General features: G+C 68.5%; 20 protein-coding genes. 18 read left to right on the top strand and 2 right to left on the bottom strand.

Features of this window, described 5'->3' with window-relative positions; translation table 11 throughout:
• The first annotated feature begins 1 nt into the window (after position 1).
• The 4 genes from mftD to mftG all read left to right on the top strand — a co-directional run bounded on the left by mftD (position 2) and on the right by mftG (position 4,979).
• Complete coding sequence (mftD, locus tag U8D42_RS17770) at positions 2-1,189, top strand: pre-mycofactocin synthase MftD (RefSeq protein WP_085240526.1); 1,188 nt, start codon at positions 2-4, stop codon at positions 1,187-1,189.
• 164 nt (positions 1,190-1,353) lie between these two features.
• Positions 1,354-2,085, top strand: a complete 732-nt coding sequence (mftE, locus tag U8D42_RS17765) for a mycofactocin biosynthesis peptidyl-dipeptidase MftE (RefSeq protein WP_085240525.1) — start codon at positions 1,354-1,356, stop codon at positions 2,083-2,085.
• A gap of 22 nt (positions 2,086-2,107) precedes the next feature.
• Positions 2,108-3,520 (top strand): mycofactocin biosynthesis glycosyltransferase MftF, encoded by a 1,413-nt coding sequence (mftF, locus tag U8D42_RS17760; RefSeq protein WP_322858837.1) that lies wholly within the window; start codon positions 2,108-2,110, stop codon positions 3,518-3,520.
• Positions 3,521-3,542: 22 nt separating this feature from the next.
• On the top strand, positions 3,543-4,979 hold the full coding sequence (gene mftG, locus U8D42_RS17755) for a mycofactocin dehydrogenase MftG (protein WP_322858759.1): 1,437 nt from the start codon (positions 3,543-3,545) through the stop codon (positions 4,977-4,979).
• Between the two features lie 242 nt (positions 4,980-5,221).
• Here mftG and U8D42_RS17750 read toward each other — a convergent pair whose 3' ends face one another.
• Entirely contained in the window at positions 5,222-5,506 is a 285-nt protein-coding gene (locus tag U8D42_RS17750; RefSeq protein ID WP_322858760.1) for a hypothetical protein, read from the bottom strand.
• 146 nt (positions 5,507-5,652) lie between these two features.
• Positions 5,653-7,248, bottom strand: a complete 1,596-nt coding sequence (locus U8D42_RS17745) for an MFS transporter (protein ID WP_322858761.1) — start codon at positions 7,246-7,248, stop codon at positions 5,653-5,655.
• Between the two features lie 192 nt (positions 7,249-7,440).
• Here U8D42_RS17745 and U8D42_RS17740 point away from each other — a divergent pair, with 192 nt between their 5' ends.
• The 14 genes from U8D42_RS17740 to U8D42_RS17675 all read left to right on the top strand — a co-directional run bounded on the left by U8D42_RS17740 (position 7,441) and on the right by U8D42_RS17675 (position 16,957).
• Positions 7,441-8,001, top strand: coding sequence for a TetR/AcrR family transcriptional regulator (locus U8D42_RS17740; RefSeq protein WP_244275260.1), 561 nt, complete (start codon positions 7,441-7,443; stop codon positions 7,999-8,001).
• 357 nt (positions 8,002-8,358) lie between these two features.
• Positions 8,359-8,664 carry a 30S ribosomal protein S10 gene (gene rpsJ, locus U8D42_RS17735; protein WP_003873519.1) on the top strand — a complete coding sequence of 102 codons (306 nt, stop codon included), beginning with the start codon at positions 8,359-8,361 and terminating at the stop codon, positions 8,662-8,664.
• A 15-nt stretch (positions 8,665-8,679) separates the two neighbouring features.
• Positions 8,680-9,333, top strand: coding sequence for a 50S ribosomal protein L3 (rplC, locus tag U8D42_RS17730; protein ID WP_055401884.1), 654 nt, complete (start codon positions 8,680-8,682; stop codon positions 9,331-9,333).
• Complete coding sequence (gene rplD / locus U8D42_RS17725; protein ID WP_085240520.1) at positions 9,333-9,998, top strand: 50S ribosomal protein L4; 666 nt, start codon at positions 9,333-9,335, stop codon at positions 9,996-9,998. The genes rplC and rplD overlap by 1 nt, the downstream gene beginning before the upstream one ends.
• Positions 9,999-10,301 carry a 50S ribosomal protein L23 gene (rplW, locus tag U8D42_RS17720; RefSeq protein WP_067924225.1) on the top strand — a complete coding sequence of 101 codons (303 nt, stop codon included), beginning with the start codon at positions 9,999-10,001 and terminating at the stop codon, positions 10,299-10,301.
• A 28-nt stretch (positions 10,302-10,329) separates the two neighbouring features.
• On the top strand, positions 10,330-11,172 hold the full coding sequence (gene rplB, locus U8D42_RS17715) for a 50S ribosomal protein L2 (protein WP_085240519.1): 843 nt from the start codon (positions 10,330-10,332) through the stop codon (positions 11,170-11,172).
• Between the two features lie 29 nt (positions 11,173-11,201).
• On the top strand, positions 11,202-11,483 hold the full coding sequence (rpsS, locus tag U8D42_RS17710) for a 30S ribosomal protein S19 (RefSeq protein ID WP_085077188.1): 282 nt from the start codon (positions 11,202-11,204) through the stop codon (positions 11,481-11,483).
• Positions 11,480-12,007, top strand: coding sequence for a 50S ribosomal protein L22 (gene rplV, locus U8D42_RS17705; protein ID WP_085240518.1), 528 nt, complete (start codon positions 11,480-11,482; stop codon positions 12,005-12,007). The genes rpsS and rplV overlap by 4 nt, the downstream gene beginning before the upstream one ends.
• Positions 12,007-12,846, top strand: a complete 840-nt coding sequence (gene rpsC / locus U8D42_RS17700) for a 30S ribosomal protein S3 (protein WP_067924222.1) — start codon at positions 12,007-12,009, stop codon at positions 12,844-12,846. The genes rplV and rpsC overlap by 1 nt, the downstream gene beginning before the upstream one ends.
• Before the next feature lie 3 nt (positions 12,847-12,849).
• Positions 12,850-13,266 carry a 50S ribosomal protein L16 gene (gene rplP / locus U8D42_RS17695; RefSeq protein WP_007167840.1) on the top strand — a complete coding sequence of 139 codons (417 nt, stop codon included), beginning with the start codon at positions 12,850-12,852 and terminating at the stop codon, positions 13,264-13,266.
• Positions 13,266-13,499: a 50S ribosomal protein L29 gene (gene rpmC, locus U8D42_RS17690; protein WP_067274850.1), complete on the top strand. Its 234-nt coding sequence runs from the start codon at positions 13,266-13,268 to the stop codon at positions 13,497-13,499. Before rplP ends, rpmC begins: the two co-directional genes overlap by 1 nt.
• The gene (gene rpsQ, locus U8D42_RS17685) at positions 13,499-13,831 is read left to right on the top strand and encodes a 30S ribosomal protein S17 (RefSeq protein WP_085240517.1); all 333 of its coding nucleotides are present in this window, start codon (positions 13,499-13,501) and stop codon (positions 13,829-13,831) included. The genes rpmC and rpsQ overlap by 1 nt, the downstream gene beginning before the upstream one ends.
• A gap of 116 nt (positions 13,832-13,947) precedes the next feature.
• Entirely contained in the window at positions 13,948-16,308 is a 2,361-nt protein-coding gene (locus U8D42_RS17680) for an arylsulfatase (RefSeq protein ID WP_322858762.1), read from the top strand.
• Positions 16,283-16,957 (top strand): hypothetical protein, encoded by a 675-nt coding sequence (locus U8D42_RS17675; RefSeq protein ID WP_322858763.1) that lies wholly within the window; start codon positions 16,283-16,285, stop codon positions 16,955-16,957. Before U8D42_RS17680 ends, U8D42_RS17675 begins: the two co-directional genes overlap by 26 nt.
• The last annotated feature ends 24 nt before the right edge of the window (positions 16,958-16,981 follow it).

Raw genomic sequence — 16,981 nt, 5'->3', positions numbered from 1 at the left:
CATGGCCGAATGGTTTGAGACCGTCGCCATCGCGCAGCAACGCGCGAAACGGCGGCTCCCGAAGTCCGTGTATTCAGCGCTGGTTGCGGGCAGCGAAAAGGGCATCACCGTCTCCAACAACGTCGAGGCGTTCAGTGAACTCGGATTCGCGCCCCACGTGGTCGGCGCGCCGGAAAAGCGTGACCAGTCGACCACCGTTATGGGACAAGACATCTCGTTGCCGGTGCTGATCTCGCCCACCGGCGTGCAGGCGGTCGACCCCGACGGCGAGGTGGCCGTCGCCCGGGCCGCGGCGGCGCGCGGGACGGCGATGGGGCTGTCCTCGTTCGCGAGCAAACCGATCGAGGAAGTCATCGCCGCCAACCCCAAGGTCTTCTTCCAGGTCTACTGGCTGGGCGGGCGTGACGCGATCGCCGAGCGCGTGGAGCGGGCGCGGCAAGCCGGTGCCGTCGGCCTGATCGTCACCACCGACTGGTCGTTCTCCCACGGCCGCGACTGGGGTAGCCCCAAGATCCCCGAGGAGATGAACCTGCGGACCATCCTGCGGCAGTCGCCGGAGGCCGTCTTCAAGCCCCGCTGGCTGTGGAAGTACGGCAAGACGCTGCGCCCGCCGGACCTGCGCGTGCCCAACCAGGCGCGCCGCGGCGAACCGGGTCCGCCCTTCTTCGCGGCCTACGGGGAGTGGATGGGCACACCGCCCCCGACGTGGGAGGACATCGCCTGGCTCCGCGAACTGTGGGGCGGGCCGTTCATGCTCAAGGGCGTGATGCGCGTCGATGACGCGAAAAGGGCCGTGGACGCCGGAGTTTCGGCGATCTCGGTGTCGAACCACGGCGGCAACAACCTCGACGGCACGCCGGCGTCGATCCGCGCCCTGCCCGCGGTGGCCGCCGCGGTGGGCGATCAGGTCGAGGTGCTGCTCGACGGCGGCATCCGCCGCGGCAGTGACGTCGTCAAGGCGGTGGCGCTCGGGGCGCGCGCGGTGATGATCGGCCGCGCGTACCTGTGGGGCCTAGCCGCGGCCGGGCAGGCGGGCGTGGAGAACGTGCTCGACATCCTGCGCGGGGGCGTCGACTCGGCGCTGATGGGTCTGGGACTCGGCAGCGTCCACGACCTCGGCCCCGACGACATCCTGGTCCCACCCGGCTTCACCCGGGCCCTCGGCGTTCCGGCCGCCGGCGACGCCTAGGCGCCAATTACCGATATCCCGGGCAGATTTTTCGGGAAGGGTTGGCCGCGCCCATATCGTGGTACAAGCGTGGTGTCCGTGACGGACGAGCACTAATTTCGAGCACCGGATGAACCAGCCAGGAAAAAAATCATTTTCAACGGACAACAATTGGTGCACGCCAGGTGAATTCGTCCTACCATCACCGAGTGCCCGTACTCGGCGAATTGGCAATGGCGACGTCAAGCCAGCTATCGGGCACCTCGCCGTCGGTATTGGTACCCGTGGGGTCGACGGAACAGCACGGTCCGCACCTGCCGTTGGATACCGACACCCGGATCGCAACCGCGGTCGCCCGGGGGGCCCGGACGCGCCTCGCCCGCGACTGGCTGGTGGCGCCGGCCATCGCCTACGGCGCCAGCGGCGAGCACCAAAGCTTCGCCGGAACGATCTCCATCGGCACCGAAGCCCTGACGATGCTGCTGGTGGAGTACGGCCGGTCGGCCGCGGGCTGGGCCGAGCGCCTGGTCTTCGTCAACGGCCATGGTGGCAACGTCGCCGCGCTGAGCGCCGCGGTGGCCCGGCTGCGTTCCGAGGGTCGCGATGCCGGCTGGTGCCCCTGCCTGGCCGGCGGTGGCGACGCCCACGCCGGGCACACCGAAACGTCGCTGTTGCTGCACATCTCGCCCGGTGACGTGCTGACCGATCGGTGGCGCACCGGCAACCGGGCGCCGCTGTCCGAACTGCTTCCGTCGATGCGCCGCGGGGGAGTGGCCGCGGTCAGCCCGGTGGGGGTGCTCGGCGACCCGACCACCGCGACCGCTGCCGACGGCGAGCGCATCCTCGCCGAGATGGTCGACGGCTGTGTCCGCCGGGTGGACCGGTGGTCACCGGGGCGCGACGGGATGCTGGCATGACGGCGCCGGCGGGGCGGCGGACATGACCGCGGCCCGGCTGCCCGACGGCTTCGCCGTCCAGGTCGATCGCCGCGTGCGGGTGCTCGGCGACGGGTCGGCGCTGCTCGGCGGCTCGCCGACCCGGCTGCTCAAGCTCGCGCCTGCCGCCCAGGACATGCTGTGCGACGGCCGGCTCAAGGTCCGCGACGACGTCAGCGCGCAGCTGGCTCGCACCCTGCTGGACGCCACGGTGGCGCATCCGCGGCCGGCGGGGGGACCGTCGCACCGTGACGTGACCGTGGTTATCCCGGTGCGGAACAACCTTTCCGGGGTGCGCCGCCTGGTGAGCTCGCTGCGCGGCCTGCGGGTCATCGTGGTCGATGACGGCTCGTTCCCGCCCATCGAGCCGGACGATTTCGTTGGCGCTCACTGCGACGTCGAGGTGTTGCGACACCCGCGCAGCCGGGGCCCGGCCGCCGCCCGCAACACCGGGCTGGCCGCCTGCACCACCGACTACGTCGCTTTCCTCGATTCCGACGTCGCGCCCCGGCGCGGCTGGCTGGAGGCTTTGCTCGGTCACTTCTGCGACCCGACGGTCGCGCTCGCCGCGCCGCGCATCGTCGGTTTGTCGCACAGTGAGAATGTGGTGGCGCGTTACGAGGCGGTGCACTCCTCCCTCGATCTCGGCGAGCGTGAAGCCCCGGTGCTGCCCCACAGCACGGTGTCCTACGTGCCCAGCGCGGCCATCATCTGTCGCTGTTCCGCCCTGCGCGCTGTCGGCGGGTTCGACGAGACGCTGCAGTCCGGCGAGGACGTCGACCTGTGTTGGCGGCTCATCGAAGCCGGTGCCCGGCTGCGCTACGAGCCCATCGCGCTGGTCGCCCACGACCACCGCACCGAACTGCGGGACTGGCTGGCGCGCAAGGCGTTCTACGGTGGTTCGGCGGCCCCGCTCTCGGTCCGCCATCCGGACAAGACGGCACCGGTGGTGATCTCCGGCTGGGCGCTGATGACCTGGATCCTGATGGCGTTCGGGACCACCCTGTCGCAGCTGGCCTCCGTCGTCTTCGCCGTCCTGACGGGCCGCCGGATCGCGAGGGCGATGCGCGGCGCCGACACGTCTGTCACCGACGTGGCCGTGATCGCCGGCCGCGGGCTGTGGTCGGCGGCGCTGCAGCTGGCGTCGGCCCTGTGCCGCCACTATTGGCCGCTGGCATTGTTCGCCGCCACGGTGTCGCGGCATTTCCGGCATGTCCTACTGGTCGCGGCGATCATGGACGGCGTCGTGGACTGGCTGCGCCGCCGCGACGCCATCGGGGACGATGCCGAACCGATCGGCCCGCTGACGTATCTGTTGCTCAAGCGTGTCGACGACCTGGCGTACGGTCTCGGGTTGTGGTGGGGTGTGCTGCGGGAGCGCAACCTGCGCGCGCTGAAACCGCAGATTCGGAACTAGCCGCCACCTTGACCCGCCCTTGATGAAGGCCGACCCGCACAGCGACGTGCTGATCGTCGGTGCCGGCAGTGCTGGATCGGTTGTCGCCGAACGCCTTTCCGTCGATCCCGGCCGTCTGGTGACCGTCCTCGAGGCGGGCCCCGCCCTCGACGATCCAGGGCTGCTCGCCCAGACCGCCAACGGACTCCAGCTGCCGATAGGGGTCAGCAGCCCGCTGGTGCGGCGCTATCAGGCCAGCCTGACCGACCGGCCGGTGCGTCGGCATCCGCTCGTGCGGGGGGCGACGGTCGGCGGTTCGGGCGCGGTCAATGGCGGTTACTTCTGTCGCGGATTGCCGCGCGACTTCGATCGCCTCGCCCTGCCGGGCTGGGCCTGGTCCGACGTCCTCGCCAGCTTCCGCGCCATCGAGACCGACCTCGATTTCGCGGGCCCGGCCCATGGCGACCGCGGCCCCATCAGGGTGCATCGCACCCGCGAAATGACCGGCACCACCGAGCGTTTCATCGACGCCGCGCAGCGCGCCGGATTCGACTGGATCGACGATCTCAACGATGTCGGCCCCGAACCGGTTTCGGGGATGGGTGCCGTTCCACTCAACATCGTCGACGGCGTGCGTACCGGATCTGGCGCCGGATTCCTGATCCCGGCCCTGGGCCGGCCCAACCTGACGGTGCACGCGCGGACACGCGCGGCGCGGTTGCGTTTCGCCGGCAGCGCCGCGGTCGGTGTCGACGCGATCGGCCCGAGCGGCCAAATGACCCTGACCGCCGACCGGATCGTGTTGTGCGCCGGCGCCATTCAGACCGCACAGCTGCTCATGGTTTCCGGCATCGGGTCGGAGGACGGGTTGCGGGCCGTCGGCGTACCCACGGTGGCGCCGCTGCCAGTCGGCGCCGCGTTCAGCGATCATCCCGAATGGGTGTTGCCCACCGAGTGGACGGTGGCCCCCCGCCGGCCGGTGCTCGAGGTCGTGCTCAGCACCGCCGACGATCTCGAGATCCGGCCCTACACCGGAGGATTCGTCGCGATGACGGGGGACGGGACTGCCGGGCATGCCGACTGGCCGCACATCGGGGTGGCGCTCATGCAGCCGCGGGCGCGCGGGCGCATCACGGTGGTGTCGGCGGATCCCGACGTCCCGCCCCTGATCGAGCACCGCTACGACAGCGAGCCCGACGACGTCGCGGCGCTAGAGCGGGGAACCGAGCTTGCCCGCGAACTCGCCGGTGGCGCAACGCGTGTCGGTGCCCCCGTATGGTCCACGTCGCAACACCTGTGTGGCACCGCACCGATGGGCGCCGACACCGATCCGCGGGCCGTCGTCGACCATCGCTGCCGGGTGCGCGGCATCGACAACCTGTGGGTGATCGACGGGTCGGTCCTGCCCGCCATCACCAGCAGGGGGCCGCACGCCACCATCGTGATGCTCGGCCATCGGGCCGCCGAGTTCGTGCGGTGAGGGGGCGCGCGTGTGGAGGCGGGCCCCACGCGTGATGCGTAAGGCCCGCCCCGACGAGCGGCGAACGTCATGCGGTCCACGCAGATGGCCACGACAAGTGGCGGTGCGTGCGCAGGTATGCGTCGCGCGGACAATGCGTCGCAATATTCGTGGACGGCACGGCCGCCGGCTCGCTTTTCACATGCCGTTACTTATCCCTTGGTGAGTCACCTCCTTCGCTTCCCCTCCGAATACGTTGGCAGTCAAGCGCGCAGCGGAGGTGACCGCTGCCGCGCCAATACCACAGAGACCGGCCATCGGGCCTGGTGCCCGCGGGTGCGCGTCGAGAGCCCGGCGCCCGCCGGCTCGGTGGACACCACAGTGCCCGTGCGGCGCGGGCACCGCCGCGCCGCGGGAAGCTCACCGACGGGCTGCTCGGCCGGGCCGCCCAGTCGGCTCAGGCGAATCCACTCGGCCTCCACGATCGCCGCCGCCTCGCGCAGCGCTGGGCAGACCGGCTCGACACCGTTCGCCACGCCTATCAACACCACATCGCACCTCGCCTCGCAGAGATGACCTGTATCTGTCGATATATATATTTCTGATACCAGAAGCGGCAGACGTTTTCAAGCACTCGCGGCAGCGACACAACACGGCTGAAGCCGCTGTAGGACAACGGCATTGGGTGCCTCGCTCAGTGACGGCGCCGGGACACCATCCGGCGCACCGGCCGCAGCTGCCGCCCGTCGCGGCCCGGTGCCCACAGCCCGATCAGCACCGCGGCCACCGCGACGATCACGGCCATCGCGATCGTGGACGCGTGCAGGGCCGCCAGGAACGCGGTCTTGCTGACGTCCGCCAGCTGGCGGCCCTGGGGCCCCAGCCTGCCCGCCACCTCGACGGCTTTGGCCAGTGAATCGGTGGCCGGCCCGCGGACGGGCGCCGGGAAGCCCGCCAGCTTCGGGGCGAGTTCGTCCGAATAGCGGCCGGCCAGAATGGAACCGGCCACCGCGATCCCCAGCGCGCCGCCCATTTCCCGGGACGTGTCGTTCACCGCGGACGCGACGCCCTGCTTCTCGTCGGGAACCGCTCCCATGATCGCCGACGTCGTCGGCGCCGTGCAGATTCCGATGCCCGTCGCCAACACCAGAGTCGGCCAGGCGAATTGGAGGTAGGACGAATGCAGGTCCAGCCGGTACATGCAGGCGAACCCGACCGCCATCAGCAGCGTGCCGACGAACAACACCAGCCGCAGACCCAGCTTGGGCACGTACCAGAACGACAGCGCCGAGAAGATGCCCAACGGCACCATGAACGGTCCGAAGGAGATCGCCGTCGCCAGGGCCGAGTAGCCCATGATCTGTTGCACGTATTGCATGCCGATGTAGAAGAACCCGAACGTCGCGCCGAACAGGATGACGATCGCGGCGACGCCGGTGGCGAAATTCGCGTCCGCGAACAACCGCACGTCCAGCAGCGGTTGCCCGTCGCGCCGGGTGAGCCGGAGTTCGACGACACCGAACGCGGCGGCGAGCACCGCACCGGCGGCGAGCCCGCCCCAGACCAACGGGTCGCCCCATCCGCGCGTCGGGGCTTCGAGGATCGCCGCCACGGCGACCGCCACGGCGGCGCCGATCAATACCGCGCCCAGCGAATCGATGCGCGGGGCGTTGCCGTCGCGTGACGATGCGACGGTGCACGCCAACGCGAAGATCACCAGCCCGGCGGCACCCAGGGACCAGAAGATCGCGTGCCAGTCCCAGAAGCGAAGGAGCAGGCCGGAACCGAGCATGCCGAGCACCCCGCCGGATCCGGCCGTGCCGGCCCAGATCCCGACCGCCTTGGTGCGGTCGTCCTTCGGATGGGCGACGGTCAGCAGCGACAACGTCGCCGGCATCACGAAGGCGGCGCCGACCCCGGCGACCGCGCGGCCGGCGATGATCTGCGCCGGGCTGTGCAGCATCGCCGGTGCCACCGAGCCGAGGGAGAAGATCAGCAGGCCGATCAGCAGGGCGCCGCGCCTGCCGTAACGGTCGCCGATCGCGCCCGCGGGCAGCAGCAGGCAGGCCAGGGCCACGGTGTATCCGTCGACGATCCAGTTCAGCTGCGACTGGGTGGCCGAGGTGGCCACCGCGAGGTCTCCCAGCGCGGTGTTCAGCGCCGTCATCGACGCGACGACCAGCGCGACGCCCATGCAGGCGACGGCCAGCGTCCAGTTCCGCGCTCGGGGGCTTCCGCCGATGCTGACCGCATCAGTACGCTGGTCGGGCCGGACCAGGGTGTCGACCATGGGGCGCCTCCTCACGGTGGCGTCGGAGAGTTTTGAGACCAACAGTCTTGTAGATAGACCGATAGTCTTGTTCCCAAACGTGGGAGGTGGGTCACAATTACCGGCGGTACTACCGATCCGCGCCCAGCGCGCTCGCGGGCCCGATTGCTCGAGGCGGCCGCGGCGCTGCTGCGCTCCGGGGGGCCCAGCGCGGTGACCGTCGACGCGGTCACCCGTACCGCCAACGTGGCGAGGGCCACGCTGTACCGCCACTTCCCGAGCGGAAACGATCTGCTCGCAGCGGCTTTCAACAGCCTGATTCCGCCGTCGCCCACGCCGCCGGCCGAGGGGTCGGTGCGGGATCGCCTGGTGGCGGTGGTGCTGGCGCAGGCCGAGTCGGTGGCCCAGGCGCCGGCCCTGATGGCGGCCATGTCGTGGCTGTCGATGGGCCGGGATCTGCAGGAGTTGCCGGAGCCCCGCGACAGCGATTCCGCGGACAGCCCGGCGATCACCACGCTGCGCGAGCGGATCGCCCAGCAGTACGCGGCGCCGTTCGACGCCATCTTCGACAGCCCGGAGGCCGCCGAGCTGGGTGAGGTGGATCGGTCCCGTGCCATCGCGCTGCTCATCGGGCCCCTGGTGCTCGGGCGCCTGTCGACCCTTCCGGACTTCGACTACCGCGAGTGCGCGCTCGCGGCTGTCGACGGTTTCCTCTATGTCCAGCGCGCACTCAATCGGGCCGACGCGGCGAGCGTCGAATCGGCGGGCGTCTGAAGCCCCAAAAGGGCAGGTTGGTGGCCCTCGGCCCAGATTTGGCCAAACACCCGATCTAGGGCATACTGTTCAGGTTGCCTTGGGCCAGGTTTGCGCCTGGTCGGGCATACGACCAGCGCCCAAAACGGGCGCGTCCGGTCCCAACCTTGGATTGCGACTTTTTCGGCCTTGAAAGAGGCGCGCCCAGGTTGCGTGAGGGTGACACACCCGACCGCGGGGGCCGGTGGACCACGACAGGTAAACAGCGGCGCAGTATCCGGCGCGACGCTCGGTCGGCCCCATGGGGCGGACCGGCCCGCGCGCGGGGGCACCAGTCCGGAACACGGATTTTGTAAGTGGAGTGAGGGTAGGAGAAGCGTGGCGGGACAGAAGATCCGCATCAGGCTCAAGGCCTACGACCATGAGGCCATCGACGCATCGGCGCGCAAAATCGTCGAGACCGTCGTCCGCACGGGTGCCAGTGTCGTAGGTCCGGTGCCGCTGCCGACTGAGAAGAACGTGTATTGCGTCATCCGCTCCCCGCATAAGTACAAGGACTCGCGGGAGCACTTCGAGATGCGTACTCACAAGCGGTTGATCGACATCCTCGACCCGACGCCGAAGACCGTCGACGCGCTGATGCGCATCGACCTTCCGGCCAGTGTCGACGTCAACATCCAATAGGGGCTTGGTGAACTCATGGCAAGAAAAGGCATTCTGGGTACCAAGCTGGGCATGACGCAGGTGTTCGACGAGAACAACCGGGTCGTCCCGGTGACGGTGGTCAAGGCGGGCCCCAACGTGGTCACCCGCATCCGCACACCCGAGCGTGACGGCTACAGCGCCGTTCAGTTGGCCTACGGCGAGATCAGCCCTCGTAAGGTCAACAAGCCGGTGACCGGTCAGTACAGCGCCGCGGGCGTGAACCCGCGCCGCCACCTCGCCGAGTTGCGGCTGGACGACGAGGCCGCCGCCAGCGAATACGAGGTCGGCCAGGAGCTGACGGCGGAGATCTTCGCCGACGGCGCCTATGTCGACGTGACCGGAACCTCCAAGGGCAAGGGCTTCGCCGGCACCATGAAGCGTCACGGCTTCCGCGGCCAGGGCGCCAGTCACGGTGCGCAGGCGGTGCACCGCCGGCCGGGTTCCATCGGTGGTTGCGCCACGCCCGCCCGGGTCTTCAAGGGCACCCGGATGGCGGGCCGGATGGGTAACGACCGGGTGACCGTCCAGAACCTGGTGGTGCACAAGGTCGATACCGAGAACGGCGTGCTGCTGATCAAGGGTGCGGTCCCCGGCCGCACCGGTGGGCTCGTGGTGGTCCGCAGCGCGATCAAACGAGGTGAGAAGTAATGGCGCTCAAGATTGACGTGAAGACGCCGGACGGCAAGGTCGAGGGCTCCGTGGAGCTGCCGGCCGAATTGTTCGACGCCCCGGCCAATATCGCGCTGATGCACCAGGTGGTCACCGCGCAGCGCGCGGCGGCGCGCCAGGGCACGCACTCGACGAAGACTCGCGGCGAGGTCAGCGGCGGTGGGCGGAAGCCTTACCGGCAGAAGGGAACCGGTCGCGCCCGTCAGGGTTCGACGCGTGCCCCGCAGTTCACCGGCGGCGGTGTCGTGCACGGCCCCAAGCCGCGCGACTACTCCCAGCGCACCCCGAAGAAGATGATCGCCGCGGCATTGCGCGGGGCGTTGTCGGACCGGGCGCGCAACGGCCGCATCCACGCGGTCACCGAGCTGGTGTCGGGTCAGACCCCGTCGACCAAGAACGCCAAGGCGTTTCTGGACACGCTGACCGACCGCAAGAACGTGCTGATCGTGATCGGCCGCAGCGACGAGGCCGGCGCCAAGAGCGTGCGCAACCTGCCCGGTGTGCACATCCTGACGCCCGGCCAGCTCAACACCTACGACGTGCTGCGTTCCGACGACGTGGTGTTCAGCGTCGAGGCGCTCAACGCCTACATCGATTCCCAGGCTGGAGCCGGCACCGCTAGCACTGAGGAGGTAACGGCGTAGATGGCGACCATCACCGACCCCCGCGACATCATCCTGGCCCCGGTCATCTCGGAGAAGTCCTACGGGCTGCTGGATGAGAACGTGTACACCTTCGTGGTACACCCCGACTCGAACAAGACGCAGATCAAGATTGCCATCGAGAAGATCTTCGCCGTCAAGGTCGCGTCGGTGAACACCGCGAACCGGCAGGGCAAGCGCAAGCGCACCAGGACCGGATACGGCAAGCGCAAGAGCACCAAACGGGCCATCGTCACGCTGGCGCCGGGTAGCAAGCCGATCGATCTGTTCGGGGCCCCGGCCTAGCCCGCGAAAGAGAAAGACCTGATTAGACATGGCAATTCGTAAGTACAAGCCGACGAGCCCGGGCCGCCGCGGCTCCAGCGTGTCCGACTTCGCCGAGGTCACCCGGACGGAGCCGGAGAAGTCGCTGGTGCGCCCGCTGCACGGCCATGGCGGCCGTAACGCGCACGGCCGCATCACCACCCGGCACAAGGGTGGCGGCCACAAGCGCGCCTACCGGGTGATCGACTTCCGTCGCAACGACAAGGACGGGGTCAACGCCAAGGTCGCGCACATCGAGTACGACCCCAACCGGACCGCCAACATCGCGCTGCTGCACTACCTCGACGGCGAGAAGCGATACATCATCGCGCCGCAAGGTCTTTCGCAGGGCGACGTGGTGGAGTCGGGCGCGAACGCCGACATCAAGCCGGGCAACAACCTGCCGCTGCGCAACATCCCGGCCGGTACGGTGATCCACGCCGTGGAGCTGCGGCCGGGCGGTGGCGCCAAGCTGGCGCGGTCCGCCGGCTCGAGCATCCAGCTCCTCGGCAAGGAGGGCACCTACGCGTCGCTGCGCATGCCCAGCGGTGAGATCCGCCGCGTCGACGTGCGCTGCCGCGCCACGGTCGGCGAGGTGGGCAACGCCGAGCAGGCGAACATCAACTGGGGCAAGGCCGGCCGGATGCGGTGGAAGGGCAAGCGCCCTTCGGTCCGTGGTGTGGTGATGAACCCGGTGGACCACCCGCACGGTGGTGGTGAGGGTAAGACCTCCGGCGGTCGGCACCCGGTGAGCCCGTGGGGCAAGCCGGAGGGCCGCACCCGCCACCCGAACAAGGCCAGCAACAAACTCATCGTCCGGCGCCGGCGCACCGGCAAGAAGCACGGTCGCTGAGGAAGTTCCGGGACTAGGAGTACAAGCACATGCCACGCAGCCTGAAGAAGGGCCCGTTCGTCGACGACCACCTGCTCAAGAAGGTGGACGCGCAGAACGAGAAGAACAGCAAGCAGGTCATCAAGACCTGGTCGCGGCGTTCGACGATCATCCCGGACTTCATCGGCCACACCTTCGCCGTCCACGACGGACGCAAGCACGTCCCGGTGTTCGTCACCGAGGCGATGGTCGGTCACAAGCTTGGTGAGTTCGCGCCGACGCGCACCTTCAAGGGACACATCAAGGACGACCGGAAGGCGAAACGGCGATGACCACAACCGAATTCCCGTCCGCGGTCGCCAAGGCGCGGTTCGTGCGGGTGTCGCCGACCAAGGCGCGCCGGGTGATCGACCTGGTGCGCGGCCGGTCGGTGGCCGACGCGCTGGACATCCTGCGCTGGGCGCCGCAGGCCGCCAGCGAGCCGGTGGCCAAGGTGATCGCCAGCGCCGCGGCGAACGCGCAGAACAACAACGGGCTGGATCCCTCCACGCTGGTGGTCGCCACCGTCTACGCCGACGAGGGCCCGACCGCCAAGCGCATCCGCCCCCGCGCGCAGGGTCGCGCGTTCCGGATCCGCAAGCGCACCAGCCACATCACGGTCGTGCTGGAGAGCCGGCCCGCCAAGGACCAGCGTTCGGCGAAGTCGACGCGGGCCCGCCGCGCCGAGGCCAGCAAGGCCGCGGCGAAGGCCCCCGCGAAGAAGGCCGCATCCAAGGCGCCTGCCAAGAAGGCGCCCGCCAAGAAGGCACCCGCCAAAACGTCTGAGGCTTCTGACGCGAAGGGAGGCTCAGACTAGTGGGCCAGAAGATCAATCCGCACGGGTTCCGGCTGGGCATCACCACGGACTGGAAGTCGCGCTGGTACGCCGACAAGCAGTACGCGGACTACGTCAAGGAAGACGTCGCGATCCGGCGGCTGCTGTCCACCGGGCTCGAGCGCGCCGGCATCGCCGACGTGGAGATCGAGCGCACCCGCGACCGGGTGCGGGTGGACATCCATACCGCGCGTCCGGGCATCGTCATCGGCCGTCGCGGCACCGAGGCCGACCGCATCCGTGCGGACCTGGAAAAGCTGACCGGCAAGCAGGTTCAGCTCAACATCCTCGAGGTCCGTAACCCCGAGTCCCAGGCGCAGTTGGTGGCCCAGGGTGTGGCCGAGCAGCTGAGCAACCGCGTGGCGTTCCGCCGCGCCATGCGCAAGGCGATCCAGTCGGCGATGCGCCAGCCCAACGTCAAGGGCATCCGGGTGCAGTGCTCGGGCCGTCTCGGCGGCGCGGAGATGAGCCGCTCGGAGTTCTACCGCGAGGGCCGGGTGCCCCTGCACACGCTGCGCGCCGACATCGATTACGGCCTGTACGAGGCGAAGACCACCTTCGGCCGGATCGGCGTGAAGGTGTGGATCTACAAGGGCGACATCGTCGGTGGCAAGCGCGAATTGGCCGCCGCCGCCCCGGCGGGCGCCGACCGTCCGCGCCGCGAGCGCCCGTCGGGCACGCGGCCCCGGCGCAGCGGTGCCTCGGGCACGACGGCGACCAGCACCGAGGCCGGCCGCGCCGCCGCGGGCGCCGAAGAAAGCACTGCAACCGCCGCGGCGGAGACGCCGCCAGCTGCAGAACCGCAGAGCACGGAGAGCTGAATCATGTTGATTCCCCGCAGGGTTAAACACCGTAAGCAGCACCACCCCCGCCAGCGCGGCATCGCCAGCGGCGGCACGGCGGTGAACTTCGGTGACTACGGCATCCAGGCCCTGGAGCACGCCTATGTCACCAACCGGCAGATCGAGTCCGCGCGTATCGCCATCAACCGCCACATCAAGCGTGGCGGCAAGGTCTGGATCAACGTCTTCCCGGACCGCCCGCTGACCAAGAAGCCCGCCGAGACCCGGATGGGTTCCGGTAAGGGTTCACCCGAATGGTGGGTGGTCAACGTCAAGCCGGGCCGCGTGCTGTTCGAGCTGAGCTACCCCAACGAGCAGGTGGCCCGGGCCGCACTCACCCGTGCAATCCACAAGTTGCCGATCAAGGCACGCATCGTGACCCGAGAGGATCAGTTCTGATGGCAGTGGGAATTTCGCCTGGCGAACTGCGTGAGCTCACCGACGAGGAGCTGACCGAGCGTCTGCGTGAATCCAAGGAAGAGCTGTTCAACCTGCGTTTCCAGATGGCGACCGGGCAGCTCAGCAACAACCGCCGGCTCCGCACGGTCCGGCAGGAGATCGCGCGCGTCTACACGGTGCTGCGCGAACGGGAACTGGGCCTGGCTTCCGGGCCTGACGGTAAGGAATCGTGATGGCAGAAGCGAAGAAGGCGGCCGCGCAGGACGCCGGCTCGAAAGAGAAGGGCGCCAAGCACACTCCGGCCAATCCGAAGGTGCGTGGACGGCGCAAGACGCGCATCGGTTATGTCGTGAGTGACAAGATGCAGAAGACCATCGTGGTCGAGCTGGAAGACCGCGTGCGCCACCCGTTGTACGGCAAGATCATCCGTACCACCAAGAAGGTCAAGGCGCACGACGAGAACAGCACCGCGGGCATCGGCGACCGCGTCTCGCTGATGGAGACACGTCCGACGTCGGCGACCAAGCGGTGGCGGCTTGTCGAAGTTTTGGAGAAGGCCAAGTAGCCTCGAAGTGGCAGGAAGCGCCCGAGACCCGAAGGTCTCGGGCGCTTCGTTTTGCGCGAGCGTAACGCCGCCGCGAAAAGAGGTCGGAAATTTCGCGGCCGCGCTACGCTCGGCGAATGTCGACTGACTCCCGAGGCTTTCAAGGCAAGATCGAACTGGATATCCGCGACTCCGAGCCGGACTGGGGCCCCTACGCCGCGCCGACCGCGCCGGAGAATTCGCCGAACATCCTGTACCTGGTCTGGGACGACACCGGCATTGCGACGTGGGACTGTTTCGGCGGGCTGGTCGAGATGCCCGCGATGACCCGCGTCGCGGAGCGCGGCGTCCGGCTGTCGCAATTCCACACCACCGCGCTGTGCTCACCGACCCGTGCGTCGTTGTTGACCGGCCGCAACGCCACCACGGTCGGCATGGCCACCATCGAGGAATTCACCGACGCCTTCCCCAACGCCAACGGTCGGATCCCGTTCGACACGGCGCTGCTCTCCGAAGTGCTCGCCGAGCGCGGCTACAACACGTACTGCGTCGGCAAGTGGCACCTGACACCGCTCGAGGAGTCCAATCTCGCGTCGACCAAACGGCATTGGCCGGTGTCGCGCGGCTTCGAGCGGTTCTACGGTTTCCTCGGTGGCGAGACCGACCAGTGGTATCCCGACCTGGTGTACGACAACCACCCGGTCAACCCCCCGGGCACACCCGAAGACGGCTATCACCTCTCGAAGGACATCGCCGACAAGACCATCGAGTTCATCCGCGACGCCAAGGTGATCGCCCCCGACAAGCCATGGTTCAGCTACGTGTGCCCCGGCGCAGGCCACGCGCCGCACCACGTCTTCAAAGAATGGGCCGACCGCTACGCCGGCAAGTTCGACATGGGCTACGAGGCCTACCGCGAGGTCGTGCTGGAAAGACAGAAGTCGATGGGCATCGTGCCGCCCGACACCGAACTGTCGCCGGTCAACCCGTACGCGGACGTCACGGGGCCGCAGGGCGAGCCCTGGCCCCTGCAGGACACGGTGCGGCCGTGGGACTCGCTGGGCGATGACGAGAAGAAGCTGTTCTCCCGCATGGCCGAGGTGTTCGCCGGCTTCCTGACCTACACCGACGCCCAAATCGGCCGGATCCTCGACTATTTGGAGGAATCCAATCAGCTGGACAACACCATCATCGTGGTGATCTCCGACAACGGCGCCAGCGGGGAGGGCGGCCCGAACGGGTCGGTGAACGAGGGCAAGTTCTTCAACGGCTACATCGACACCGTCGAAGAGAGCATGAAGCTCTTCGACCAGCTCGGCGGCCCGGAGACCTACAACCATTACCCCATCGGCTGGGCGATGGCCTTCAACACCCCGTACAAGCTGTACAAGCGGTACGCGTCGCACGAGGGCGGCATCGCCGACACGGCGATCATCTCCTGGCCCAACGGGATTGCCGCCCATGGGGAGATCCGCGACACCTACGTCAACGTCTGCGACATCACCCCCACGGTCTACGACCTGCTGGGCATGACGCCGCCCGAAACCGTCCGGGGCATCACACAAAAGCCCCTCGATGGTGTGAGTTTCAAAGCCGCCCTTGCCGATCCGGCCGCCGACACCGGGAAGCAGACCCAGTTCTACTCGATGCTCGGCACCCGCGGGATCTGGCATCAGGGCTGGTTCGCCAACACCATCCATGCGGCCACACCGGCCGGGTGGTCGCATTTCGACACCGACCGCTGGGAGCTGTTCCACATCGAGGCCGACCGCAGCCAGTGCCACGACCTGGCCGCCCAACGCCCGGACAAGCTCGAGGAACTCAAGGCGCTGTGGTACTCCGAAGCCGCCAAATACAACGGGCTACCGCTTTCGGACCTGAACATCATGGAGACGATGATGCGGTTCCGCCCGTACCTCGTCGGTGAACGGTCAAGCTATGTCTACTATCCCGACTGCGCGGACGTCAGCATCGGCGCGGGCGCCGAAATCCGGGGGCGGTCCTTCTCGGTGCTGGCCGAGGTGAGCGTGGACACCACCGGCGCGGAGGGGGTGCTCTTCAAGCAGGGCGGCGCGCACGGCGGGCACGTGCTGTTCATCCAGGACGGACGCCTGCACTACGTTTACAACTTCCTGGGCGAGCGCCGGCAGGCCGTGTCGTCGTCGGTCGCGGTGCCGCTGGGTAGGCATCTGCTCGGCGTGAGTTATTCGCGGACCGGAACCGTGCCGGACAGCCACACGCCGCTTGGCGACGTCACGTTGTTCATCGACGACGACGTGGTCGGCACCCTCGCCGACGTGCAGACGCATCCCGGGACGTTCGGGATCGCCGGGGCCGGCATCACGGTTGGGCGCAACGGCGGCTCGGCGGTGTGCAGCCGCTACAAGGCGCCGTTCTCGTTCACCGGCGGCACCATCACGCAAGTCACCGTCGACCTGTCCGGGCGGCCCTATGTGGACGTGGAAGCCGAAATTGCGCTTGCGTTTTCGCGCGACTGAAGTCCTGACGCTGTGCTTGCTGGCCCTCCCGGCGGTGGGATGCGAGAAGACCACCGGCGGCACCGCGATCGGTCACACCGCCCCGTCGACGACCTCGACCACGCGCCTGTCCGACCCGGCCGAGCCGGTGCCCGGCGTCGAAACGACTCTGCCCGATCACATTCCGCCCAATGCCCTGGTGTGCTTCCCGCCGCCGAATAGCGGCTCCATGACCAAGGCCTCGGTGGCCGACCCGGTGGCGCCGGTGCTCACGGTCCCGCTGCCGGACGGCTGGAGTTCCGCCCCGGGAACCGGTGACGTGGCGTTGACGGCGACCGGCCCGGACGGCATGTCGGTGCGGGTGACCATCGCGCGCACCGACCTCGACCCGGGCGGGGCTTTCCTGCGTTATGCCAGCGACTTGCGCACGGCCAACCCGAACGTCAAGGTCACCGTCACGGCCGCCCAGTTCTGCGGCTACAGCAGCCAGCTGCTCAACGGCACCGGTGGCGGGACCGGAGCAAACGAATTCGCCGACCGCATCACCCACATCTGGACCAACACCCAGGCGTATCTGGTCGCCGTCCATCTGCAGGGGCCCGGCAAAGCCCCGGGTTTCGAGGCGGCGAAATCGACGGTAATGCAGGACTTCGCCGTCACTGTCCCCTGAAAATTGTCATTGTCACTGCTAGCA

The organism is Mycobacterium europaeum, from assembly GCF_034555895.2.
GTDB lineage: Bacteria > Actinomycetota > Actinomycetes > Mycobacteriales > Mycobacteriaceae > Mycobacterium > Mycobacterium europaeum.
Note: the sequence above shows the minus strand (reverse complement) of the source record. Positions and strands in the feature narration are given on the sequence as shown.